The organism is Pantoea sp. DY-15, from assembly GCF_019795935.1.
GTDB lineage: Bacteria > Pseudomonadota > Gammaproteobacteria > Enterobacterales > Enterobacteriaceae > Pantoea > Pantoea leporis.
In genome coordinates this window covers 17,379-41,852 of record NZ_JAIMIF010000007.1, presented here as the reverse complement: position 1 = coordinate 41,852, position 24,474 = coordinate 17,379, and the positions used below count along the sequence as shown (strand labels likewise).

Annotated in this window: 22 protein-coding genes; 8 read left to right on the top strand and 14 right to left on the bottom strand. The window is 46.0% G+C overall.

Annotation, left to right across the window (positions count from 1 at the left end):
* Positions 1–109 precede the first annotated feature (109 nt).
* Both K5Y32_RS25080 and K5Y32_RS21745 read left to right on the top strand, forming a co-directional pair.
* Complete coding sequence (locus K5Y32_RS25080) at positions 110–349, top strand: LysR family transcriptional regulator (protein ID WP_222185769.1); 240 nt, start codon at positions 110–112, stop codon at positions 347–349.
* Positions 322–1,002, top strand: a complete 681-nt coding sequence (locus tag K5Y32_RS21745; protein ID WP_222185768.1) for a LysR family substrate-binding domain-containing protein — start codon at positions 322–324, stop codon at positions 1,000–1,002. The genes K5Y32_RS25080 and K5Y32_RS21745 overlap by 28 nt, the downstream gene beginning before the upstream one ends.
* Here the strand turns inward: K5Y32_RS21745 and K5Y32_RS21740 are convergent, their stop codons facing one another.
* The 7 genes from K5Y32_RS21740 to K5Y32_RS21710 all read right to left on the bottom strand — a co-directional run bounded on the left by K5Y32_RS21740 (position 1,003) and on the right by K5Y32_RS21710 (position 9,432).
* Positions 1,003–2,334 carry an MFS transporter gene (locus tag K5Y32_RS21740; RefSeq protein WP_222185767.1) on the bottom strand — a complete coding sequence of 444 codons (1,332 nt, stop codon included), beginning with the start codon at positions 2,332–2,334 and terminating at the stop codon, positions 1,003–1,005.
* A 9-nt stretch (positions 2,335–2,343) separates the two neighbouring features.
* A complete protein-coding gene (locus tag K5Y32_RS21735; protein ID WP_222185766.1) occupies positions 2,344–2,997 on the bottom strand; it encodes an RraA family protein in 654 nt (217 codons plus the stop codon).
* Positions 2,998–3,108: 111 nt separating this feature from the next.
* The gene (locus K5Y32_RS21730) at positions 3,109–3,570 is read right to left on the bottom strand and encodes an RraA family protein (RefSeq protein ID WP_222185765.1); all 462 of its coding nucleotides are present in this window, start codon (positions 3,568–3,570) and stop codon (positions 3,109–3,111) included.
* 958 nt (positions 3,571–4,528) lie between these two features.
* A complete protein-coding gene (locus tag K5Y32_RS21725) occupies positions 4,529–5,803 on the bottom strand; it encodes an LLM class flavin-dependent oxidoreductase (protein WP_222185764.1) in 1,275 nt (424 codons plus the stop codon).
* Complete coding sequence (locus K5Y32_RS21720) at positions 5,800–6,801, bottom strand: hypothetical protein (RefSeq protein WP_222185763.1); 1,002 nt, start codon at positions 6,799–6,801, stop codon at positions 5,800–5,802. The genes K5Y32_RS21725 and K5Y32_RS21720 overlap by 4 nt, the downstream gene beginning before the upstream one ends.
* Positions 6,802–6,821: 20 nt before the next feature.
* Positions 6,822–8,138, bottom strand: a complete 1,317-nt coding sequence (locus K5Y32_RS21715) for an LLM class flavin-dependent oxidoreductase (protein ID WP_222185762.1) — start codon at positions 8,136–8,138, stop codon at positions 6,822–6,824.
* 25 nt (positions 8,139–8,163) lie between these two features.
* Positions 8,164–9,432 carry an acyl-CoA dehydrogenase family protein gene (locus tag K5Y32_RS21710; RefSeq protein ID WP_222185761.1) on the bottom strand — a complete coding sequence of 423 codons (1,269 nt, stop codon included), beginning with the start codon at positions 9,430–9,432 and terminating at the stop codon, positions 8,164–8,166.
* A 419-nt stretch (positions 9,433–9,851) separates the two neighbouring features.
* Between K5Y32_RS21710 and K5Y32_RS21705 the strand changes: the two genes are divergently transcribed.
* Positions 9,852–11,453, top strand: coding sequence for an ABC transporter substrate-binding protein (locus K5Y32_RS21705; RefSeq protein WP_222185760.1), 1,602 nt, complete (start codon positions 9,852–9,854; stop codon positions 11,451–11,453).
* 34 nt (positions 11,454–11,487) lie between these two features.
* Here K5Y32_RS21705 and K5Y32_RS21700 read toward each other — a convergent pair whose 3' ends face one another.
* The 5 genes from K5Y32_RS21700 to K5Y32_RS21680 are packed head-to-tail and all read right to left on the bottom strand — an operon-like array spanning position 11,488 to position 16,528.
* A complete protein-coding gene (locus K5Y32_RS21700) occupies positions 11,488–12,159 on the bottom strand; it encodes an ABC transporter ATP-binding protein (protein WP_222185759.1) in 672 nt (223 codons plus the stop codon).
* Positions 12,156–12,977 (bottom strand): ABC transporter ATP-binding protein, encoded by an 822-nt coding sequence (locus K5Y32_RS21695; protein ID WP_222185758.1) that lies wholly within the window; start codon positions 12,975–12,977, stop codon positions 12,156–12,158. Before K5Y32_RS21695 ends, K5Y32_RS21700 begins: the two co-directional genes overlap by 4 nt.
* Entirely contained in the window at positions 12,958–13,899 is a 942-nt protein-coding gene (locus K5Y32_RS21690) for an ABC transporter permease (RefSeq protein WP_222185757.1), read from the bottom strand. The genes K5Y32_RS21695 and K5Y32_RS21690 overlap by 20 nt, the downstream gene beginning before the upstream one ends.
* Positions 13,896–14,912: an ABC transporter permease gene (locus K5Y32_RS21685; protein ID WP_222185756.1), complete on the bottom strand. Its 1,017-nt coding sequence runs from the start codon at positions 14,910–14,912 to the stop codon at positions 13,896–13,898. Before K5Y32_RS21685 ends, K5Y32_RS21690 begins: the two co-directional genes overlap by 4 nt.
* Positions 14,913–14,929: 17 nt before the next feature.
* Positions 14,930–16,528: an ABC transporter substrate-binding protein gene (locus K5Y32_RS21680; RefSeq protein ID WP_222185755.1), complete on the bottom strand. Its 1,599-nt coding sequence runs from the start codon at positions 16,526–16,528 to the stop codon at positions 14,930–14,932.
* A 310-nt stretch (positions 16,529–16,838) separates the two neighbouring features.
* On the opposite strand from K5Y32_RS21680, the gene K5Y32_RS21675 reads away from it, so the two are divergent.
* The 5 genes from K5Y32_RS21675 (at position 16,839) to K5Y32_RS21655 (ending at position 22,203) form a co-directional block, all read left to right on the top strand.
* Positions 16,839–17,591: an SDR family NAD(P)-dependent oxidoreductase gene (locus K5Y32_RS21675; RefSeq protein WP_222185934.1), complete on the top strand. Its 753-nt coding sequence runs from the start codon at positions 16,839–16,841 to the stop codon at positions 17,589–17,591.
* A gap of 13 nt (positions 17,592–17,604) precedes the next feature.
* Positions 17,605–18,825: an SfnB family sulfur acquisition oxidoreductase gene (locus K5Y32_RS21670; RefSeq protein ID WP_222185754.1), complete on the top strand. Its 1,221-nt coding sequence runs from the start codon at positions 17,605–17,607 to the stop codon at positions 18,823–18,825.
* 12 nt (positions 18,826–18,837) lie between these two features.
* On the top strand, positions 18,838–20,064 hold the full coding sequence (locus K5Y32_RS21665; RefSeq protein ID WP_222185753.1) for an SfnB family sulfur acquisition oxidoreductase: 1,227 nt from the start codon (positions 18,838–18,840) through the stop codon (positions 20,062–20,064).
* A complete protein-coding gene (locus tag K5Y32_RS21660) occupies positions 20,065–21,096 on the top strand; it encodes a LysR family transcriptional regulator (RefSeq protein ID WP_222185752.1) in 1,032 nt (343 codons plus the stop codon).
* A 453-nt stretch (positions 21,097–21,549) separates the two neighbouring features.
* Positions 21,550–22,203, top strand: coding sequence for a phosphopantothenoylcysteine decarboxylase (locus tag K5Y32_RS21655; protein WP_222185751.1), 654 nt, complete (start codon positions 21,550–21,552; stop codon positions 22,201–22,203).
* 175 nt (positions 22,204–22,378) lie between these two features.
* Here K5Y32_RS21655 and K5Y32_RS21650 read toward each other — a convergent pair whose 3' ends face one another.
* Both K5Y32_RS21650 and K5Y32_RS21645 read right to left on the bottom strand, forming a co-directional pair.
* Positions 22,379–22,624 carry a LysR substrate-binding domain-containing protein gene (locus K5Y32_RS21650; protein ID WP_222185750.1) on the bottom strand — a complete coding sequence of 82 codons (246 nt, stop codon included), beginning with the start codon at positions 22,622–22,624 and terminating at the stop codon, positions 22,379–22,381.
* Between the two features lie 562 nt (positions 22,625–23,186).
* Positions 23,187–24,437, bottom strand: a complete 1,251-nt coding sequence (locus tag K5Y32_RS21645; protein ID WP_222185749.1) for an MFS transporter — start codon at positions 24,435–24,437, stop codon at positions 23,187–23,189.
* Between the last annotated feature and the right edge of the window lie 37 nt (positions 24,438–24,474).

Genomic DNA, 24,474 nt, shown 5'->3' with positions numbered 1-24,474 from the left:
TTGTTCACAGCAGGCGCTTTAACATCGAAAAAGTCTAATATGGTCTTAAGCTGTCACGTGATAGAAATTTATTGTGATAAGTTTTTTTTGTTACTGAGTGAATGAAGATATGAACATCAAGCAGCTGATTTACTTCTGTCAGGTAGTGGAATCAGGAAGTGCAAGCATGGCCGCAAAGCAGTTGTTCATTGCCCCTACTGCAATCAGCATGCAACTGGCAGCTCTGGAGCAAGAGTTAGGAGGCGAGCTACTCAATCGCGGCTCACGCCCCATGTCTCTAACCAAACTGGGTAATTTTTTTACCCAAGAGCTCAGCAGATCGTGTTTGATTTTGAGAAGCTGCAGATAGAAACAAAAAAATTTATGACCCGTGCAGATACCGTATTGAATATAGCATTCCCTCGTTCATTAATGATAAATTTATTACCAGAATCAATAAGGATTTTCTCTGAAAAATATAATGATGTATCCATTAATCTTACAGAAATATTATCGGAATATCAGCCCGAGCTGATTGCAAATCAAACTATAGATATCGGTATCACCCGTGAATTTGAAGGGGACTGTATCGTGCCTTCTAATTTGAATCATCAACTTATATTGATTGATCCATTATTTGCCGCAATCCCACGAAATCATTACCTGGCGAAAAAAAGCTTTTTGACTATACATGATTTCTGCCGCTCACCTTTTATAAGCTATCCTAAGGATAATCTAAGCGGTTTCGCTAATAAAATACTTAACTATTTCAGCTCTCATCAATGCATGCCTGTAATATCACATCGAGCTGTTGAAATTCATACCGCACTGGCACTTGTAGGCGCTGGCTTGGGAGTGACCTTATTAGGCAAAACTGCGATTCATGATACCCGGAAAGATATTTTATTTTTGCCATTTGAGGATTTCAAGATCAACAGTTATATCTACGCTATCAGTAATCCAGACAACTGCGGCACTCATGTTACAGCATTTATTGATGTATTAAAAAGCATCTTATCGTAATTAATTCATGCTCATCGGCTCGTCAATTGTAAGCACAATTATGAAGGTAAGGAATGATATAATTGACATAAAGACAAATACTGCATCCCACCCTCGATAATCAAGGATTAATCCTGCAATAAATGGCGTTGCCGCACCACCAAGTTGTCCTCCCATATTGACGATAGCATTAGCTGCAGGGAAGTTTTTCGTGTCAATAAAAGACATTGGATAGACCATATATGCTGAGAAACCAATGCTCAGCAGAAGGCCAGTCAAGAACAAAAGTACTGAACATGCCAACGGATTTTCAGGAATATACGCTAGAAAATACATCATTATGGAGGTGGCAATTGCAGATATTAGCATGCCAGGCTTTCGACGTTTTCCGAGGAGTTTATCAGAAAGGAAGCCACCGAAAAGGTTTCCGATCACTGCTCCTACCCAAGGTGCGGCGGCTACAAATCCCATATCCATTACTGAAAAATGTTTTTCGGTCAGCAGATACGTTGGGATCCAGGTAAGCATCAGGCTTGAAATACCAAGCTGGAAGCAGTATCCAAAGCTACAACCCCATACATTCCATGAGCGATATACTTTCATGGATGAATCGAGATGTTTTATCGTTCTCACCCGTATTAATTTATCGAGAATAGCAATTTTTTTAAAATCACTTCCCTTTTTAAAATCTCCTATTGTAATTGATTTTTCATTTATCAGGTTAGTTTCTTCTTCGCTTGTGAATCGTGAATTCTCGGGCTTATTCGCGACAAAAAAATACCACACAAAAGGTAACACAAGTCCTGGCAAAGCAAAGAAAATAAAAATTTCTTTCCAGCCCCAATGGGTAATTATTAACGAACCTAAAATAGGTGTAAGAACAGGACCTAGCTTAATTGATGAGAGAAAAATCCCTGAGGCAATACCTTTTTCACGAGAAGGGAACCAACTGTTGATTGTGGAAGTTACACCAATTGGTAATGGGCCTTCTGCTATACCTAATAAAACTCTGCAAATTTTTAACTGAATAATGGAACTGACAATACCTGTTAGAGCAGTAGCAACAGAAGTCAATAACATTGAAGTTGTAAAAACCTTTCTAACGCCAAAACGTGAGATTAGCCAGGCAGAAGGTATTTGTACCAGTGCATAAGCAGCAAGAAACAAACTCGCAAGGGCACCTGCCTCTGTGTTTGTCATAGTAAATTCTTTTCTAATAAAGGGTAAAGCCACTCCCAGATTAGCACGATCTGCCGCTGCTATGGTATAAATTAAGAAGAATAGAGTAGCAACCCACCAACGATAATGGCTGGATTTACGCTTAGCTGAATTTAGTTCCACCGGTGTACTCATGATTTCACCTTATTTTAAATTAAAACGTCTGAAAGTTTCTGTCAGAATCATTAATTCAGCGGTGGTAGCGCCATCTTTTATTAGTTTTTTGAAGTGACTTTCTTTCTCTTCTCTTAATATGGATTTTTCGATAGCATTTGTAAGCATGTTTGGCGGCACGATTACAACGCCATCACGGTCCCCAATAATAATATCACCGGGATTAATTAAAGACTCACCAATATGTACAGGTACGTTTATTTTACCCGGCTGGTGTTTGCCTGTTCCTTTTATGGACAGCCCACGAGCAAAAGTAGGAAACTGTAGATCAGCTATCGCCTGTGCGTCGCGCACCGCTCCATTAACAAGAATTCCCGCCAGTCCAATAGTTATCGCCTGAGTCGTAAGAACATCACCCCAGACGCCTGCTTCTAAATATCCTTTGCAGTCAATCACCATAATATCGCCGGGCTTGGCATGGAGAAGAGCATAGTGAATCAGAAGGTTATCAGCGGGTCGCATATCAAGTGTAAAAGCTGGCCCAACCATTTTCATCTTAGGACAAAGAGGTTTAATGCCTGAGTCGAGTGCACCAAATGCGCCTTGTGCTTCATAAACCGTAGCAGCGCCAAGCTGTTTCAATAATTCAATGGTTTCGGAAGATAAAGATATGGAATTATTCATAAACTATTATTCCTGATGGAGTTAATGATTAAATTATTTAAGTTTCGCCTTATCCGATGATAATTATTTTTTTCGCGCACCTCTGGTATGGACATCCCACAAAAGTATCCTTTATAATTTCATTTTCATTAAGATGCAGCTTTCAAACGTCTTTCCGATATGCTGATCAGGAATTACTACGACGCCATCAACATCAGCAATTAAATGACCATTTTTATTAATGGTACCGTTGATCGATATAGGCTCGCTGACTGCCACAACCTCAATAAAATATTTACCAGTTCGGATGAAATTATCTATTGCATATAGTGGGTAGTTAACCTCATTTGCTTTCTTGGTATCACGATAAATAGCGTTTATCAACGTGCAGGCTATATCTTTTAGTACCGCTATCTTGCTAAGATTTCCTCCCCAGACGGTGCAATCCTGCCGACCAGAATTATCGATTACAACGACATCTCTTGCCTGAATATCGTCAATAAAATAAAAAAAATGTTCCTGGTTTATCATTATCAATAGCGTCATAGCGAACCGTTCAGGCACTGCCAACAATAGCTTTTTTACCTGCAACATGCTTTATACCTAACAATGGTCCTGGCAGATAAAAATTGTCAAGAACATCTGATATTTTAGGTGTACTTATAGATCGATGCTTATCTATTTATTTTTTAAACCGTACTCGTTCATGTTTTTTTCCTTTGTAATTATAATTGAACATTATACTTAAAATCGCAATCTTACATTTATGAACTTATGTTCAGAAAAAATGAACCTTAAGAGTATTGGGCTGGTGCGAGGAGGGGGTGGCGACCTAACATACTAATATTTATGCAAAATAAAAATTATCAGGCATTTATAGAAAAGTTTTTTTTGAGATCTTTATCGTGTTTTTTATTATCACTCAGCGATCAGATCCTATTTTCTCTTACTTAAATTGAAAAAAATTAAAAATTAAGCTTAATCGTTCTCATTAAGATGATTTTTTTTTATCATAACCCGTTGATAACTTACTAATGTAAAATTTAAATTTAATCTCTACCAACTACTTCCTCAAATGAAGATCGGTAAAAGAAAGGTTATAACCTGCTTTTATTGCTATTTATCAAGTTGCAGAAGCAAATAAGCGACCGCTCACCTTAATTAATTAAACAACAATAGTTTACGCATGCATTTCACGGCCGAAAAAATTATTTTAAACTTTCCAAGAGAAAATAGTTTAATTTCCAACTCTATTCACTTAACCATTGCATCAACCGACAATCATCTCACATGATAATGTCGCAAGTAATGTGTTAGCGCTCGATAATGTTATATAAATCGCTTGCTGAAAAAAAATAAAAATCAATATACCCTGGCTACAATTATCATATATCTCTGAATGTGGAAACCCTAAAGCTGAGCTATAGATTATAAAATTATGAAGGCAGTATATCAAAATGGTTGAGTTACTCTAATTAATTCATGAAATAGGTTAGTAAGCGCCCGCTTCATCGGGCACTCTTTCTTAGACTTTTTCATTTACTGGATTTTTTTATTGCACTTGCATGTTCCAACGTTTTCGTAATGTTTTGGCTTCATACTCCTGGCGGAAAATACCTTTTTTTCTTAAGAGCGGCACAACTTCGCTGACAAAATCTTCCAGGCCACTCGGTAGAATATCTGGCATCAGATTAAAGCCATCCGCACCACCCGATAAGAACCACTCTTCCATAAAGTCAGCAATGGCTTCCGGAGTGCCTATAATACGCTTGTGACCGCTACCCGCCAGGGCGGATACCGCTTCCCGCACGGTGTAAGGGCGTTCACGCAATAAACGCACAGAGGCTTCACGGAAGCCCATCGAACCTTTAAACAGTTGTGGGTCAGGGTAGTCCGAAATGGCTTCCTGAGGCAAAGGATCATCGGGATCAACTAGGGATAAATCAAAGCCCAGTTTTTCACTCAGGCGACGAATTTCATAATCACCGGGCTCTTTAGACTTTTGAGCCAGTTCGCGCGCTTCGGCTTCAGCCTGGGTACTGCCAATCACCGTGACCAGACCGGGTAGAATCGCAATATCTTCTGGTTTTCTGCCGTGCGCGACTGCCACATTTTTCACGTACTGATAATGTTCCTGCGCGGCGGAAAGCACCATCTCCGCAGCGAATACCCCATTGGCGGTTCTACCCGCTAGTGACCGTCCCTGATCCGAACCTCCTGCCTGAATGAACAGCGGGTAGCCCTGCGCGGAGCCAGGCAAAGCAAGCCGGCCATGCACCTGAAAGTCTTGATTGTTAATATTGACATCATGCCCGTAGTAAGCAGCACGCCACAGTTGTGCCACCACATCCACAAAGGCTTCTGCCCGGCGATAGCGCGTTTCACGATCGGGATTCACCTCAACACCAAAGTTAGGCCCGGTGGCCGCACTGTAGGTTGTGACAGCATTCCATGCCGCGCGCCCTCCGCTGATATGATCGAGGGTCAGAAAACGATCTGCCAGTTCAACCGGATCGTTATAAGTGGTAGAGAGCGTACCCACCAAACCGAGATGCGTTGTCGCTTCTGCGACCGTGGTAAGAATCGCGGTGGGCTCCAGTGCTCTTGCTCCACGGCTGCTGCGTGGGTCGTTAGTCAGAGAGGGGTGATCCGCCAGAAAGAAAGCGTCTAAGGTACCCCGCTCTGCGATACGTCCGAGTTCCGCATAATAATCTGCCGACATCACCGTGTCGGCGGGAAGTCCAGAATAAGCACGTGCCGAGCCCGAATGACCGAAGTCCAGAACGTTAACGTTAATTATCAGTTTACGTGCGGTGCTGTTTTTCATGCTGGCTCCGGGTTTTTAGCGGAAAATGCGGGGGCGTTGTCCTGTAGATTAGGTTCAGCATGTCGCGTAATGCCGAGCACCTCACGCAGTGAACTTGCCGATGCACTATAGCGGGTCAAGGCTCTGAGACGTGGGATGGTCAGCATATGATCAACCAAATCCGGCAGTGCATCGCTGATGGCGTAGATGACCAGGGCAGTGACATCCGGATGCTGGTCCAGAAGATTTAGGTTGTCCTGCTTCAGCGCGTTTAACGGGAGGCGAACATGTAACTGAATCGGTTCACCGTTCTGACGTGCTGCGTCAAGCTGTGGGGTAGCCCAGTGAGTGAAGGTTTCAAGATCGGAGAAATCCACGATCACCGCGTCGGCCTCTGCCACACACTGTCGTTGTTCTTCCCGGTAGGGCGACGTGGGTACACGCCAGAATAGTAACGGCTCTCCCTGTAGCGTGGTCGGGCTGTTGAGGGGACCAGAGGTCGGGAAAACCCCTTGATGGTGGGCATAACGCACCACCGCCTGCGCAGAGGTCGCGGGATCAGCGGACAAGGTTTCACGTGGCCAGGTGCGCCAGAGTTTGCGTATGGCTAACATGCCATCGGCAACCGCATGGGCATCCAGCGGGGCAGTTGTCCACGATGATTGTGCATTGAATCCCAGCGCCTGCGCCGGATCCTGTGCGCTAATCGCCACGCCTGTGCGCCCTTGGCTAATGTGGTCAAAGGACGCAACGCGGCGCGCAATATTAAAAGGATGATCGCGTTGAAATGACGCGGCCATGACGAACCCTGTCTGCGTTAACTTGCGTGAGAGCCAGCCAGCAACAATGCCCGGGTTAGGCGATACGCCCTTCAGCGTGGTACTACGCTCACCACCGATATACAGATAGGCAGGGTTGATCTGCTTTAAATAACGCGTAACGAGGTGGTTGCCTTCCACAATGGCACGAAGCAGGTCCTCTCCCGGCAGTTCAACGCCGAGGCGGAGATTATTTGACATACAGACCTCAGAGAGATGAGTTAACGATGTTCTGCCGGAAGGGGCAGCCCATAATGTTCACGTAATGTGTTGCCACTGTATTCACGGCGGAATAAACCGCGTTCCTGCAGAATGGGTACCACCTGCTTCACAAAGGTCGTCAGACCGGATGGCAACAGTGCCGGCATGATATTGAAACCGTCGGCAGCACCTTGCTCAAAGTAGTGTTGTAAGGCATCAGCGGCTTGTGTCGGCGTCCCAACTAGCGTCCAGTGACCCCGGCCGCCTCCCAGACGTTTAATCAGCTGCCGTACGGTCAGATTTTCACGTCGGGCCAGTTCGACAACCAGCGTTCTGCGGCTGCGTGCGCCTTCAACCAGCGCCTCTGGCGGCAGATTGTCAGGAATATGGCGGTCCAGATGCAGATCGTCCACCGGGATCTGCAGCACACTCGCAAGCTTGTTCAACGCGTATTCAGGAATAATTAACGCGTTTAGCTCGGCTTCAAGTTCGCGCGCTTCGGCAAGCGTGTCGGCAATAACCGGCACGACACCCGGCATAATGATCAGATGATCCGGATTTCGGCCATTGTTGGCTGCCCTTGTTTTCAGCTCCGTGTAAAAGACTTGTGCCTCTTCATACGTCGTCTGGGCCGTAAAGACCGCTTCCGCCCACTTCGCGGCAAAAGCTTTCCCTCCTTCGCTGGAACCCGCCTGCACCAGCACCGGGTAAAGCTGTGGACTACGGGAGATATTCAGCGGGCCTTCAACGGAAAAATGTTCGCCGTGATGCTTAACTTCTTTGATTTTGCTGGCAATGGCATGGATACCCGCTGCTTTATCTGCAATGACTGCATCCGGCTGCCAGGATTGCCAGAGTTGCGTCACAACCTGCACAAATTCATCTGCACGATCGTAGCGCTCCGCATGCCCCGGGTGGAACGGGAGACCAAAACTGCGCGCCGCCTCTTTAATTGAGGTGGTCACAATATTCCACCCTGCGCGGCCGGCAGAGATATGATCCAGTGAACTCAGGCGGCGTGCCAGTTCATAGGGCGCGTTATAGGTGGTGGAAGCCGTGGCAATCAGTCCAATCTTGTCCGTACTGGCAGCGATAGCAGACAAAAGGATCGTGGGGTCAAGACGTGCCGTTGGGCGTCGTCCTGGTTCTCCCATCATTGCCGGGCTGTCGGCCAAAAACAGCGAATCAAATTTGGCCTCTTCGGCCAGTTTTGCCAGGTGCTGATAGGCCTTCACATTGACATTGACATGGGGCTCGGACTCCGGCATCCGCCATGCGGCTTCATGATGACCGGTATCAAAAATAAATAAATTGAGATGGAGCTGACGTGTACTCATCACTGTGTTTCCTCAGCAGGGGGCGCTAAACCCCGAGCCCCGCGTCTTCACTGGCCAGATTTTTGCTCTTATCTTTTTTATCAAAGGGTGATGTGCCTTTCAGGCGATACTCGCCCAGCTGGCGATGGCGATAAATCAAAGGATTGTGTGAGGCAAGCGTACGAACATTGCGCCAGTGGCGATCCAGATGGCGGCGTTGATCGATGGCAGAAGCACCGCCCACCTCGAAGATCTCATTCGTGACGCGTAGGGCAACATCAAACACCACCGTTTGTGCGCGATAGGTATCAAGACCCGCATCTCTTTCCAGTTGATCAATCTCCTGCTGCGTCAGTGACGTGTCACCAAGATGTTGCGCATAGCGGGCGTCTGCCAGCTCATCAAGTTGACCGGCAACCTGGAGCACCAGCGCCTTAAGAGAATATGCGGCGGCATCGGCACGGCCGATGACAGACTGCACGAGGGGGTCATCGGCAGGGACCTGTGCGCTTGCCTGGTTATAAGTGCGGTGGCGTGTGGCCACAAATTCACTGATTTCATCCGTTGCACGACGCACAATGCCCGCAGTCGTCGCGAGGTGAGATAACTGCACATGCGCATAGTGACCTCCTGTACCGCGAGCGGGGGGCATAATATTTTCTTTATCGACCAGGGTATTCGTAAAGATCGCGGTACCGCTGCCGCTGGACTTTTGACCAAATCCCACCCAGTCATCGATGACTTCTACGCCCGGTGCATTAACAGGCACCAGCACGGTAACAACTTCATCCTGATCGGTAGTGGCGGTAACGGAGAGGTAGTCTGCATAAATGGAACCGGTAGAGTAATATTTTCCGCCGTTCACATAGAACTTACCGTCTAACTCCGTGACACGCGTGGAGGGTTTACCATGCTGACCGGTACGCTCAGCACTTCCCGCTGCAATCACGACGCCAGAGGCAATTTTCTTCAACCAGCCACTGCTCCATGGGGTATCACGCTGTTTTAGATGCCCTTCAATAAAGCGGAACTGTACGCGTAGTGCGTGAGACAGGTTAGAATCAGCGGCGGCCAGCTCGATTAATAGCAAATGAAGCTGACGTAAGCTGGCACCCAATCCACCGTATTCACGAGGCACGCGTACGGCGGTAAAACCGGATTCACGAAGCCATTTCACTTCTTCAAGAGGACGACGTCCATCTATTTCACGTTGTATGGCATTTTCTGCGATGCGTTTAAATACGGGGCGAAATACATCCAGAAGTTCTTTATCGGTCGGAGGATTTGAACGCGCCGAAAGAGATAATGCACACATGTTACACTCCAGATAGTTGTGGTCTGCTATCAAACGCTCTTAATATCCCTGATATTCAACAAGGCGAATAATTCAGAAAGGGTGAGTCATTATTAGCAACATTGAGTTTGTCAAAAATAAATTATCCCTTTCTGAAGGTGAATGAAATGGCTTCCAGTTGATGCAATGTCAATGCGGGTTTCTGTGAAGGAAATAAGGACGTTCGGGTTATAATGAGCAGGATAAAAAGGGAAATTACCGTCAAAAAAAGCATCGCCCCCCTGATTTTAGCAGTATTCTCCGTTCGCATATTCATTTTCTGACAAAGCTTTTCTGTAAATCAGCTAATGATAATGCTTATGCAAAAAAGTCGTTTATCTCTGTTGCGCGCCGTTTTTAGCCTGTGCGGGCTATGCATTATAAAACTCACAGGAAGGATCATGACTAATAAAATATTAAAACGAAAACCGCTGGCATTACTTTTAGCGGGAATCACGGCTTCACTCTTCTCGTCATGGGTGCAGAGTGCCACACCTCCGGATACATTAGTGGTAGCGAAAAATATAGAAGACGTCATCACCCTTGACCCTGCTGAGGCCTATGAAAATAGCACCAGCGAAATTCTTAATAATGCTTATTCACGTCTGGTACGACGCGATCCGAAAAATCCTGCCACCATTGAAGGTGACGTTGCGTCCACCTGGAAAGTCTCCGATGATGGGAAAACCTTTACGTTCACTATTCGGCCTAATGAGCATTTTCCTTCTGGCCGCGCCATTACTGCAGATGATGCCGTATATTCGCTGCGCCGCGTGATTTTACTCAATAAAACACCTTCCTTCCTGTTGAAAACCTTTGGTTGGGACAGTAAAAACATCCTGCAGAACGTCTATTCTGACGGGAATAATGTGGTCGTGCATATCGCAGACAGTATTGCTTCCGATCTGGTATTACAAATTCTTGCTTCGGCACCGGGATCGGTTTTGGATGCAAAATTGCTGGAGGAACATACCAAGAACAATGACTATGGCAATGGCTGGTTGCGCACCGCATGGGCGGGCAGTGGCCCCTTTAGTATTCAAACCTGGCAACCTAAACAAGCTATTGTGCTTAAACGCAATCCCACCTATTTTGGTGATAAAGCCTATCTGGCGCGCATTATATTCCGACACGTCGCCGACAGCAGCACGCAGGCGCTGCTGCTGGAAAAAGGTGATGTTGACGTGGCGAATAATCTGCAGCCCGACCAGTTAACAAAATTGCTGCAAAATAAGCATTTCACTACCGTTGACACGTTGCGGTTCACCCAAATTTATATGCCTTTGAACCAGACAGATGTACCTTTGCAAAATGTAAAAGTGCGCGAGGCATTAAAATGGCTCATTGATTATCAGGGCATTGAGAAAAATCTACTTCAGGGGCAATGGGTCGAGCATCAGTCTTTCATCAGTATTGGCCAACCGGGCGCCCTGACTGAAAATCCTTTCCATCTGGATGTTGCTCGGGCGAGAAAATTGCTGGACGAAGCCGGGTATAAAAATGGCTTTGATTTGCGTATGGACGTTGAGAATGCAGCTCCTTATCCAGATATCGCGCAATCGATTCAGTCCACGTTTGCACAAGCGGGAATACGGCTTAAGCTGGTCACTTCAGACCGCCGTCAGATCGTTACCGAATACCGTGAACGTAAACATCAGACTATTTTGTGGCATGCATCGGGCTCCTATAACGATCCTAACGTATCCGCATCAGATTTTGCCTATAACGTTGATGACAGCGCCAACTCCACTAATCGTAATCGTGCCTGGCGTAGCAACTGGATTAATAACAATATCAACCAGCTTACGGATAAGGCCTTACATGAACGCGATAAAGCCAAACGTATTGCGGAATATCAGCAGTTACAACGCGAGATGTGGAAGGTTGCTCCGTTCATACATTTATTCCAACAGAAAGAGCGCCTGGCAATTAATACGAAAGTCAAAAATCTGATTACCGGTCCTAGCGACTCAACGCTGTACGATGAAGCGATTAAACAATAGATAAAATCCCCGGAGGAAACTCCGGGGATTTTATCTAATTCACGCGGCTAAAGTGGCCTTTATTTAAGTGCATTTCTTCATCACACAAAAACTCGATTACGGCTGGATTATGGCTCACCAGCAGATAGCTAATATGATGGCTTTGTTTAATATCTTTCAGCAGATTGAGTATTTCAGCTTGTACTGAAACATCTAACGCGGAAGTCGGCTCATCAAGAACAACCAGTTTGGGTTTTAAAATTAACGCGCGAGCAATTGAGACACGTTGTCTCTGGCCCCCAGAAAGCTGATGCGGATAACGGTGCAAAAAACTGTGATTCAGACCGACTTCCTGCAGGGTCGAGATGATATCTGCGTCATCATGCTTGATGTCATTGATCACCAAAGGTTCAGCCAGAATTTTTCGAATAGTGTGCCGTGGATGCAGTGCGCCAAAGGGATCCTGAAACACCATCTGAACATGCTGTGAAAACGCACTGAGTTTTTGCCCTGGCTTACGCGCCGTACCCTCAATCTCGATGGTGCCACTGTCAGGTGTGAGCAGCCCCATGACAATTTTCAGCAGTGTTGATTTACCAGAACCCGATTCACCACTGATGCCCAGGCTTTTTCCCTGAGGAAGGGCAAAATTAATATCCTGCAAAATTGTTTTGTCGCCATAGCGCAATGAGACATTTTCAATCGACAGCACGTTATGACTCGTCATGCAAAGGTTCCTTCTCTTAAGGTCGGCAATCGATCCGGCATCTGGCCTGCTCGGGGAATGCATTTCAGGAGTCCTTGCGTGTAAGGGTGCTGAGCTTCATCTACGCGTTTTGCCGCCAGCGTTTCCACGATGTTGCCGCGGTACATCACAATGATTTGTTCACAGAACTGGGTAGCAAGATCGAGATCGTGAGTAATAAAAATCATGCCCATATCATGCTGTTTAAATTGCTGGTCGAGCTCCTCAATCACGCGCAAAGCGGTTGAGCCATCCAAGGATGAAGTGGGCTCATCGGCAATTAACAGCTTGGGTGATGCAGCCATCATCATCGCAATCATTACACGTTGCCCCATCCCCCCGGAGATATGATGCGGCCAGGATTTAAAAATTTTCTCCGGGTCTTTAATATGCAGTTTTTCCAGTGATTCCAGGGCTTTCTGCCTGGCGAGTTGACGTGGAGTACCAAAATGATAACGATAAACCTCCGCGATCTGTTCGCCTATCTGCATGACCGGATTCAGTGAATAGTGCGGATCCTGCATAATCATCGCAATCTGTCTTCCGCGCATCGCCTGACGCGCACGGCGGCTTAAGGCCGTCACATTCTGATCGGCAAACAGGAACTTCTGTGAGGTGACCTGTGCCTGATCAGGCAAAATACCTGCAATCGCACGAGCGAGCTGCGTTTTCCCCGATCCTGATTCCCCAACAATAGCGATCTTTTGCTGGTAGTTAAGTGTCAGGCTGACCTCATTGACTACGCGTCGATTCTGATAAGCAATCGACAGTTTTTCCAGTTCAAGCAGTGGGCTGGTCATGTTGTGACAGCTCCTTTTTCGGGTCGAAGGTATCGCGCAGGCCATCGCCTAAAAGAGTGAATGCAGCGCTCATCAACAGGATCGAAAGACCGGGAAACAGCGATATCCACCACGCGGTAGAAATGTATTGACGGCCTTCCGAAATCATCGCGCCCCATTCAGGTGTGGGCGGTTGAATCCCCAATCCAAGAAACCCCAGACCGGCAGCAATAATAATGATTCCCGACAGATCGAGTGCCAGGCGAATAAAAGCAGAAGAGGCGCAGAGTGGCAGAATGTAATGCACAATAATACGCATGTCAGAAGCGCCAGAGAGACGTGCGGCTTTGATGAAGTCCATTTCCATGATGGTTAACACCTCGGCACGCGCCTGGCGAGCATAGGGCGGCCAGGCACTAATGACGATCGCAAACACGGCATTAAACAGGCCTGCTCCTAACACCGCGGACAGTGCCAACGCTAACACCAGTCGTGGGAACGCAAAAAAAATGTCCGTAATGCGCATAAACAGGGTATCAATCACGCCGCCGTAATAACCCGCCAGTATCCCAACCAATAATCCCACCGGCGCAATCGCCAGTGCGGAAAACAAAACGATGATCAGCGTGGCGCGTCCGCCGTATAACACCCGGCTAAGCATGTCGCGTCCGAGCTGGTCTGTTCCGAACCAGTGTTCAGCGGAAGGCGGTTCAACGCGGTGGCTCAAGGATTGCAGTATCGGATTGGCATGACTGATCCAGCCTGCACAGGCCACGGCTAAAACGGTCACCAGTAAAATCAACGTACCGGAGAGTAACAGGCTATTGCTCGTCAAAATCTTGTACGCGTTTTTCACTCGCTGGCGAACGCTAATCAGCCTTGGCAGAGCGGGATCGCTTATGGCCACAGGCTCAGTACGATCAATGTCAGATTCATAGGTCATTTTTTAGCTATCCTGGCGTCGAGGAGTGGATAGAGCGCATCTACCAGTTTGTTCACGACTAAATAAAAGATGCCAATAAAGGTCACCGCTCCCATGACGGCAGGGAGGTCGGCGCTGAAAATGGATTGTGTGATATAGAGGCCCAGGCCTGGCCAGGTAAAAATGGTTTCCGTTAAGACGGCTCCTTCGATCAGGTGTACGTAGCACAGTGCAGTCGACGTCACTAAAGGCACGGCAATATTGGGCAGACAATGACGCAGAATAACCACGTGCTCTGGCATACCCTTCATGCGAGCGGTAGTGATATATTCCGAGGTGAGGGCCTCAATCATGTAACCCCGCGTCAGACGGCAAAGATAGGCAGCACTTGCCAGCCCCAATACCAGTGAAGGCAAAATGAGGTGCGCAACAGCATCTTTAAAGGCGGAGATATCGCCTTCACTCAGGGTGTCATAGAGCAGAAAACCTGTTTTCAAAGGAATGCTGTATTGATAGGCAATATCTATGCGACCCGGACCGGGTGCCCATCCCAGCTCTACGTAAAAAATGAGCAGGAAGATGAGACCCAGCCAGAATCCTGGCACCGCGTGCGAGAAAATGCTTAATACCCGGATCAACCGATCCGGGATTTTATTACGGTAGACTGCGGCCACAATGCCGGAAGGTATACCTAACACAAGGCCAATCAGCATGGCCGTTGTGCCGAGCTCAACCGTAGCAGGAACCGCGAGCAGAACGTCGTGCAAGACCGGTTTACCGGTAGTGATGGACGTGCCCAGATCGCCATGCACCACTTTTTCCAGGTAGTGGAAAAATTGTGTCGGAATGGGATCATTTAACCCCAGTTTTGCTTTCTCCTGAGCGTAAACATCGGCGCTGGCATGCTCACCCACAATCGCTAATACCGGGTCGATGGGTAATAGTTTTCCGATCAGGAAGGTGAAGCACAGCAGTCCGACTACTGTGCTCAGGAAGATTGCCACATTGTTGCCAAGTCGTTTAATTACAGGCATCAGCTTACTCGTCTCACTTAGCGTTTAACCACGTAGTTGTAAATCGTGGCATCGTAATTAGGGCCAGTGATCAGGTTATGTACATGGGTATTAGTCGCTAACCGCTCTTTTTGCTGGAAGAGGAAGATATACGGTGACACTTTCCACATTTCACGCTGCAGTTGTTGATAATCCGCAATACGTTTTGTTTCGTCCTTTTCGTGCAGGGCAGTGTCAGTCAACTTGTTAATATCGGGGTTAATCCAACTGCTGCGCCAGGCGCGGTTACGATTGGTCGAGGCCTCACTGTTGTCGATGTTATAGGCGTAATCTGCCGCGGAGGCATTAGGGTCGTTATAATCCACTGACGCATGCCACAGAATAGTTTGATGTTTACGTTCACGGTATTCAGTGACGACCTGACGGCGATCAGAGGTGACTAGCTGCAATTTAATGCCTGCCTGGGCAAACGTGGACTGAATCGACTGCGCTATATCCGGATAAGGCGAGGCATTTTCCACGTCCATTTTGAGTGCAAAGCCATTTTTATAGCCCGCTTCATCAAGCAGGGCTTTCGCTTTGCTGACGTCTAAATGATACGGGTTCTCTGTGATGACGCCACGTTGCCCAATACCATAAAAGGACTGATGGACGACCCATTGGCCTTTCAGCAGATTTTTTTCAATTCCCTGATAGTCAATGAGCCACTTCAATGCCTCACGGACTTTCTCATTTTTTAATGCATCCACTTTCTGATTCAGAGGCATATAAATTTGGGTCAGTTTAAGTGTGTCAACGGTAGTAAAGTTCTTATCTTTCGTTAAATCACTTAACTGATCGGGCTGGAGATTGTAGGCTAAATCAACATCCCCTTTCTTTAATAAGAGAGCCTGGGTACTGCTGTCAGGTACATGGCGGAAAATAACACGCTCAATTTTAGCTTTATCGCCATAATAATGATTATTTTTTTCCAGTACGATAGCCTGTTTGGGTTGCCAGGTTTGAATACTGAAAGGACCACTGCCGGCCCAGGCCGTGCGCAGCCAACCGTTACCAAAATCATTATCTTTGGTATGTTGTTCTAACAGTTTTTCATCAACGATGGACGTGACGGATGTAGCCAGAATCTGCAGCACCAGTTGTTGAGCTATCGCATCCTGGATGTGTAATACCACTTTTCCGTCAACCGCTTCGACATTCTTCTGGATATTATCTTTATTCCACCCAAAATTACGCAGCAGGAAAGCGGGTGTTTTGTTTAACAGAATGACACGCTGTAAAGAGTAAACCACATCGTCAGCACTAATTTTACGTCCTGAGGGGAATTCCTCATTCGGATTAAGTGTAAAGGTGTAAGTTTTACCATCATCGGAAACCGCCCAGCTTTGTGCCACATCACCAACGATTTTAGTGGCATCCGTTTTGTCGCGATGAACTAAACGAGAATAGCTGTTATTAATGATTTCACCTGTGGTGTTTTCATAGGCTTCGGCAGGATCAAGAGTGATAACGTCCTCAAGATTTTTTGCAACGACTAATGCATTTTCTGGTTTAGCAGCATGAGCTAAACCGGCCATAGCGCCGAAACTCATAACCAAAAGAGCTAAAGCTTGTTTTTTTTTAGTCAAAAAAGTCATTTTGTAATTCCTGCGATGTAATGAACTCCCGACACGTTATTGGGGTTGTACGATGTGGCTAAAGTATTTTTAAGCATTTACTAATGCATATGATGTATTCAGCATAAGCTAATGCGAAAAATGCAGTAAGATGGCGTTTTTAATAACTTTTCCTCTTCGTTTTATATAAAAGATAATAAAAAAGCATTTTTTTCAGAAAGTTTTCTTTTTTCGCTCAGCACTTTCTGAAAGGGAAAGGCGGCTTGATTATCTCTCCAGTGGTTTGAAGTTTGGGTTCCACCAAAATGCGGGAAACAAACAGGAGGATATGATGACTATATTAGTGACAGGTGTGACGGCAGGAATTGGATTGGCAATAGCACGACGTTTCATCGCCGCAGGACATAATGTTATTGGCACAGGTCGCCGCCAAGCGCGTTTAGATGAAATTCGCGCTGAATTAGGTGAGCGTTTCTACCCCATTCAGCATGATGTTGCTGATCGATCATCTTATCCTGATATTCTCAATGCGATTCCTGAAGCATTCTCATCGATCAGTGTATTGGTCAACAATGCTGGTCTGGCATTAGGCATTGAAAAAGCGCAGCAGGCCAACGCTGAAGACTGGGTCAGTATGATTGATACCAATATCACCGGGTTGAGTCTGCTCACGCACACGTTTTTGCCGGGTATGGTCGAACGTAACCGTGGACATATCATCAACATTGGTTCAGTAGCCGGAAAATATCCTTACCCAGGCGGCAATGTCTATGGTGCCTCAAAAGCTTTTGTTAAACAGTTCAGCCAGAATTTGCGTGCTGACTTAATTGGCACCGATGTCCGAGTGACCAATGTTGAACCCGGTTTAATTGGCGGCACTGAATTTACCACCATACGTTTAAAAGGTGATGAGCAAGAAGCTAAAAAACGCTATGAAAATGTTAAGGCACTGAGTGCTGAGGACATTGCAGAATCGGTCTACTGGATCGCCACGCTTCCCGAGCATATTAACGTTAATGCCATAGAGATTATGCCTGTCAGACAGTCCTTTTCTGCGCTGAATATTTACAGAAAACAAGCATAAGGATGGCATAAACATGTTACCCCATCGTCAATCTCATTCCCAAACGGCTAACCGCAATGTAATCAGAGATGATAAACATGCCGTGGCCGTGGCAACTGCGCTGTCGGAACAGTACGCCCTGGAAGCTCGCCAACGTGATGAGCAACGCATTCCACCTGACGTAGAAATGTCCCTATTTGCTAAATCTGGCTTATTGGGCTGTACATTGCCAGCTGAATACGGCGGTGCGGATATCGCGGTTTCGACGCTGGTCGATATTGTTCGTCTGATTTCTATTGCCGATCCCTCTATTGGTCAGATTCCTGTCACCCATTTTGGTGCGATTAATACGCTCAAGACGTTGGGGGCAGAGCCGCAAAAACGACGCTATTTCGAGCGTGTAATGGCGGGTGAGCGTTTTGGCAGTGCGACCTCTGAGCGTGATACCCGACATGCGCGGGATATAAAAACGACCCTCCAGGCGAAGGGGGATTCTTATCTGCTGAATGGCACAAAATACTATTGTACCGGTGCGCAGTTTTCGGACTGGCTACAGGTTTTGGCTCTGGACGAAGAGGGGCATCTGGCCCGGGTATTTGTGCAAACCCATAGTGAAGGAGTTACGTTGCACAATGACTGGACTGGTTTTGGCCAACGCATTACCGGGAGTGGTAGTGTCTCCTTTGATCAGGTTGTCCTTGAGGCGTCGCAAATCCTTCCAGCACATACGCTCTATGATGATCAGCTGTCATTGCAGGGCGCCTTTGTCCAGATTTTACATGCTGCTATTGATGCAGGCATTGCAGAAGCTGCCCTCAAAGATACGCAATCTTTCATTAAATCACGCTCCCGTCCATGGATAGACAGTGGCAAAGAAACTGCGGGTGAAGATCCCTACATCGTTTCTGCTATCGGACTGCTTTCTGTCAGATATAAAGCTGCACGTGCTTTATTAAGCCGGGCAGCAGAAAAGCTGGATGCGCTCACCACCCAACGCGCCACGTCAAAAATGGCGGCCGACATATCCGTTGCTGTGGCCGAAGCACGAATTTTGACCACGCAAATCGCATTGGATGCGTCACAAAAATTGTTTGAACTGGCTGGCACTAGCTCTGCTTTAGGCCATCTGGGCTTTGACAGGCACTGGCGTAATGCACGAACCCATACGCTGCACGATCCTATTCGCTGGAAATACAAAATCGTTGGCAATTATTGGCTGAATAATGAATACCCGCAGCGCCACTCTTTTATCTAACTGGAGCCAGAGATGATTGACCTTTCACGTAATAAGATGCCATCTCAGATGCTACCTGCCTATGTTATTCGTTCTGAGCAGGATGCGTTGGCAGTGATCCAAGAGGTGGTCGGGCAGATTGCCGCCTCATCATCTGAACGCGATGTGACACGCACGCTGCCGGCCAGTGAACTTAACATCCTTTCTCAGAGTGGAATCCTGGGCATCACGGTACCTAAAGCATTTGGTGGTGCAGATGTCAGCACACGCACGCTGGTAGAGATTGTAATGACGCTCAGTGAAGCAGACCCCTCTATCGCACAAATTCCGCAGACGCATTTCTATTCAGTTGAATGTTTTAGGCTATTAGGTAATCAGCAGCAGCAGCAGACGTTTTTCGCTAAAGTGCTAAGAGGAGAGCGGTTTGGTAATGCGGTGGCTGAAACTCAAGGTAAAACCGCATCTGCCGCACACCGAAATACGCTGTTAACGCATACGGCTGCGGGATATCGCATCAATGGCGCTAAGGCGTATTGTACCGGAGCTTTACTGTGTGATTGGCTGGCCATCTTCGTCAAAGATGACGAGGGCTTTCAGCATATGGCTTATGTGCCTAAAGATAGCCCCGGATTAACACTGCATGACGACTGGACCGCCATGGGGCAACGCACCACTGCCAGCGGAAGCGCGACGCTGTACAATGTGCCGGTGGTCAGCACAAATATCCTTCCTTTTCAGTCGCTCTTCGATTCGCCCACGAGACTAGGGCCCTATTCTCAGATCTACCATGCCGCTATCCAGATAGGTATTGCGCGTGCTGCCTTGAAAGATTGTCGTCACTTTGTGCTCACGCGTTCACGTCCCTGGATCGACAGTGATGTCGACAGCGCCGCCAAAGACACGTTATTGCTGGCAGATTATGGTGCGCTTATGACGGAGTTACATGCAGTAGAGACAATGATCATGAATGCGGCAGAAAAGGTTAATGACATCAAACAGCACCCTGCACCTCAGGCTCTGGCCGAAGCGTCAATTGCCGTTGCGGAAGTGAAAACGCTTTCAACAGAATTGTGTTTGAATGCCAGTACCAAGCTTATAGAACATGCAGGTGCACAGGCAGCACTTGTCCAATATAATCTTGATCGTCACTGGCGGAATGCCCGTACGCATACTTTGCATGATCCGGTTCGCTGGAAGTATGCAGCCATTGGCAATTACTATCTGAACGGGATTTTGCCGCCACGTCGTGGTTACATTTGATTGGATACAGATAACAGCGGGCAAGCTGAGCGCTATTTATGCAGGGTCAGCTTTTGCAATATTCAAATCATAATGGTTGCATTATTTATCGTTTTATCCTTATTTCATGAATTTTTGTCAGGAGCGTCAAGCTTGGTCAATGTCAGTAGCCTGGATCTTATCACACTGAGAATTTTTGTACTGGCCGCATATACGCGTAGCCTCACTCAGACATCTGAACATGTCTTTATGACGCTTTCTGCCGTGAGTAAACGAATTAATGAGCTGGAAAAGCTGATTGGTCAGCGTCTGTTCGAGCGGCGTCCACAGGGATTGCAACTTACAGCTGCCGGCGAATCGATTTTGATACAAGCAAAATCCGTAGTTGCCAGCGTAGATGTTCTGACTCAGCAAATTAACACCTATGTTATTGGTATTAAAGAAAATATCCGCATCTGGGCAAACACATCTTCAATAATCCAATTTCTGCCTAAAGATCTTTTTGCGTTCCAGAGTCTTCATCCAGATGTGAACATACTTCTGGAGGAGCGGTTAAGCGTGGAGATTATTAAAGCCCTTAATCATGGCGAAATTGATGTGGGTATTTTTTCTGGCAATATTGATGCACGCGGACTGGAAAAAAAAACCTACCATATCGATCAGTTAGTTATTGTGGCGCCACCGTCGTTCATGCCTGATTTAGGTAATGAATGTCAGTTCTCTCAGATTGTTGATCACTGTTTTGTCGGACTGAATAATGGAAGTGCAATTCTTAATATAATTAAAGATGCTGCGATTTCTCAAGGTAAAAGCTTGAATATCCCTTTCCATGCGGCTTCATTCGATGCCGCATTAAGCCTTATTGAAGCAGGCTTAGGAATTTCTGTTCTGCCACGCTCTGCGGTGATAAAAATCGCTAAGGAGAAGGCGTTACGCATCATTAAATTGCAAGACAATTGGTCTTTTCGGCAGCTATGGATTGCCTGGAAAAATGGTAATGCATTAAATACCGGAGCATCAGCACTAATTAAACATCTCACGTTGAGCCGTTAAATATTTATCTATCCGGATAAAATTCATAGATCGCCTTTTACCCTGACTCAAAATTATACTCAATTAATAATTGATCGTTGTTTATAATAAAAGTAAAAGATAAGGGTTCATAATTATTTTCAATATGAAGTAAGTCCAATCTAAGCTCAAAATGGTCAGGGTTCGGATGGACAGACAGTTATCATTCTCCAACAATTGAATGTGTATGACAGAACAGATTATGGTATCCTAAAGCCATTACTAATTTTTAGACTAACTTGTTGATACTGTAGAGTGAATTTCTCTGAGGCTCTGCAATGCAAGGCTACTCGTGCTGCATAAGTTTTTCTTGTATTCACACACCCGATGATTCGAGAAAAGAAAGTTTATAATTCCAATGTTATATCATGGTAAAAAAGACTGATAAACAGTTTAAAACCTGATCTTGGGCAGTTGTTCTTAAAGAGGAAAATAATGAACTCACTAAATGGTTTAAAAATTGTGATTACTGCAGGACCTACTGTGGAAAGAATCGATCCGGTCAGGTATATCACTAATGATAGCTCGGGGAAAATGGGGTATGCGCTGGCAGAGGCAGCGCAAAAAGCAGGGGGTAGGGTTTTATTGATTTCCGGACCGGTTTCACTGCCAACACCTGAGGGAGTTATAAGAATTGACGTATTAAGTGCCGATGACATGCTTGCAGCCTGCCAAGCCAATATGCCATGCGATATTTTTATAAGTGCAGCGGCAGTAGCTGATTTTAAAGTGTTATCGCCAAGCACTTTTAAAATCAAAAAAAAATATGATGACGATAGTAATATAGTATTATATTTATCAAAAAACCCAGACATTATCAAAACAATATCTGAATCAAAAAAAAGCAATTTTACAGTTGGATTTGCAGCCGAGACGCATGATATTAAAGAAAACGCAAAAAGCAAAATAATACGAAAAAAAATAAACCTTATCCTTGCCAATGACGTTTCAGACGAGAGCATTGGCTTTAATAACGACGAAAATGAGCTTCTAGCTATTGATGATCAATTCAATGAATATCCTTTTCCCAGGGCAACAAAATCAAAGCTTGCAGCCGAGGTTATTGACCTCATTGTTAAACTTCACTAATTTATAAAAAAATTCATCTAAATGAGAAATTTTAGTTTTTTCATTCAACAGTACGTTAAGAGTTTTGTATCACCTTAGAGGCCACGTTTTGCTTCGTTGTGGGGCTAAGGCAAACAACCGGTGCCTCAGCGTTGATATCAAGGTAATAAACGTTAAAGGCTGCGGACGTGGGAATTTATGAGATACCCATTTCCGCGGCCACCAAATTCACCACAAAAGAAATTTGCCAAGGTACATAGCCCTGTATGTGTTCAAAACCTACGCTGCGACAGGAATATAGGATGTCATAACACAATGTGAGGCCTGCTGCTACCGGCAAAAGTACAAATGCTTCTTCACCTAATGACTTTAACTCAACAGAGGTGCGTTGCGCTAAAGAATGCGCGGAGGGTACAATCACTTTTATTTTCTCATCTGGCATCCGGTAGAGATCAATTTATTTGGATGTTGTTATACATGGCTTTATATACGGCATCAAGATGGCCTCCTTTAAGCTCATCAAGCAGGTCTGAAGGGTTAATCTTTGGATGATGTATCCATATTTTAAGAGAGGCACGTCGAAATACCCTTAAGTGAGGAATCACCATTGGCAAGAATGCAGCTGCGCTCTTCAATCACAACCTCAACTTATCTATCATGCCGCTGGCAACCTCCTGATCTGCTTATTAGGCGTGGTAAGCACTTGCATTGGTTTGATCAGCCTCATGTAAAAAAGGCCTTTCCTGCAGAGGTGAGTGCTGCACCATGAAATAAACCTATAAATAAAGGGAGGGTCCTATCTGTCACCTCCCTTGAGAACTGGCTACCACTCAGCGAGTGGCACCAGAAGGTCAAAGCAGATTCCCTATCACCCTCAGGCTGATTAAACACCCGGGGAGTATGCTTTTCAGAAGCACCCATTTGTCATATTCTTTCCTGTACAGGCGATGTCACTACCCAGAATATGATTAATTATTTGAGCATAATATATAAATAAAGTATTATTATTTTTTTTTGACACTTGCGGATATAATCATTCCTGCCGTTGAAAATACCGCCGTCAAATATACAATCGCGGACCACCCGCCGTGTTGCCAGAACCATCCGCCCGCCGAACCTGTCACACTCGATCCCATATAATAAAAAAGAAGATACAGCGACGATGCATGCCCTTTTAAAGTTCCGGAAAGTGGCCCCACTGCACCACTCGCAACCGAGTGCGAAATAAAGAAACCCGTTGTAACCATAATTATGCCTGCAACAATCCCCGCTAATGAAGACGAAAGTGTGCAGAGGGAGCCTGCTAACATCAGAAAAAAACCAGCAATCAATAATGGCTTCTTGCCCAGTTTATCTGCAAGAGTTCCTGCAACAGAGGATGAAACGATGCCAAAAGCAAATGCACAAAAAACTGAGCTTATTTGAGTTTGATTGAAGTTAAAGGGAACCTCTGACAAGCGAAAGGTCGCATAATTAAACAACGTGACAAATATGCTGGTAAGAAAAAATCCGATAACGTAGAGTCTAATCAGGCCCGGATTACTTAAATGTTGCCCCCAGGCTTTAAGATGAAAACGGACATTAAAACCAGGATTTTTCACAAAGTTTTTTGAAAAGGGTAGCAACACGTAGAACCCAACCGCAGAGACTAAGCAAAGTAATCCCTGGATTTCCATCGCACCGCGCCATGATGTCAGCTCAGTCAGCAACCCCATACCAACACGCCCCATCATGGCGCCGAAGGCTGTACCTCCGACGTATAAGCCCATGGTTTTACCAAGATGCGTCGGTTCAATTTCTTCAGCCAGCCAAGCCATAGCAACAGCGGGGACCCCGCCAAGCACAACCCCCTCAATTGCACGCGCAATTAATAACTGATGCCATTCCGGCACAATCGCAGCTACGATGTTACACACTGAGGCCAGCATCATTGAAGTAAACATCAGCCCTTTCCGGCCCAGTGCCTGAGAGAACGCGCCTGAAAGTAATATGGAGACAGCCAAGAGACCTTTGGTAAAAGACAGTGCCAGAGAGCTTTGGGCCGGAGATATGGAAAATGCACCTGAAAATGCCGGCAATAAAGGTTGAACGCAGTAGATTAGCGAAAAACTCGCAAACCCCAGCAAGAAGAGGGAGATGCCAGCACGAAGATATTCTTTTGTGCCACGCTTTATGGCTACTGATTGCATATCTTCTCTGCGTCCTGGTCGATTTACAGTAATAGAACGTTCAGAAGTTACGATACTTTTACCCATGTAAGTTTCCATTTTTAAAAATTCGCTAAAACTTACG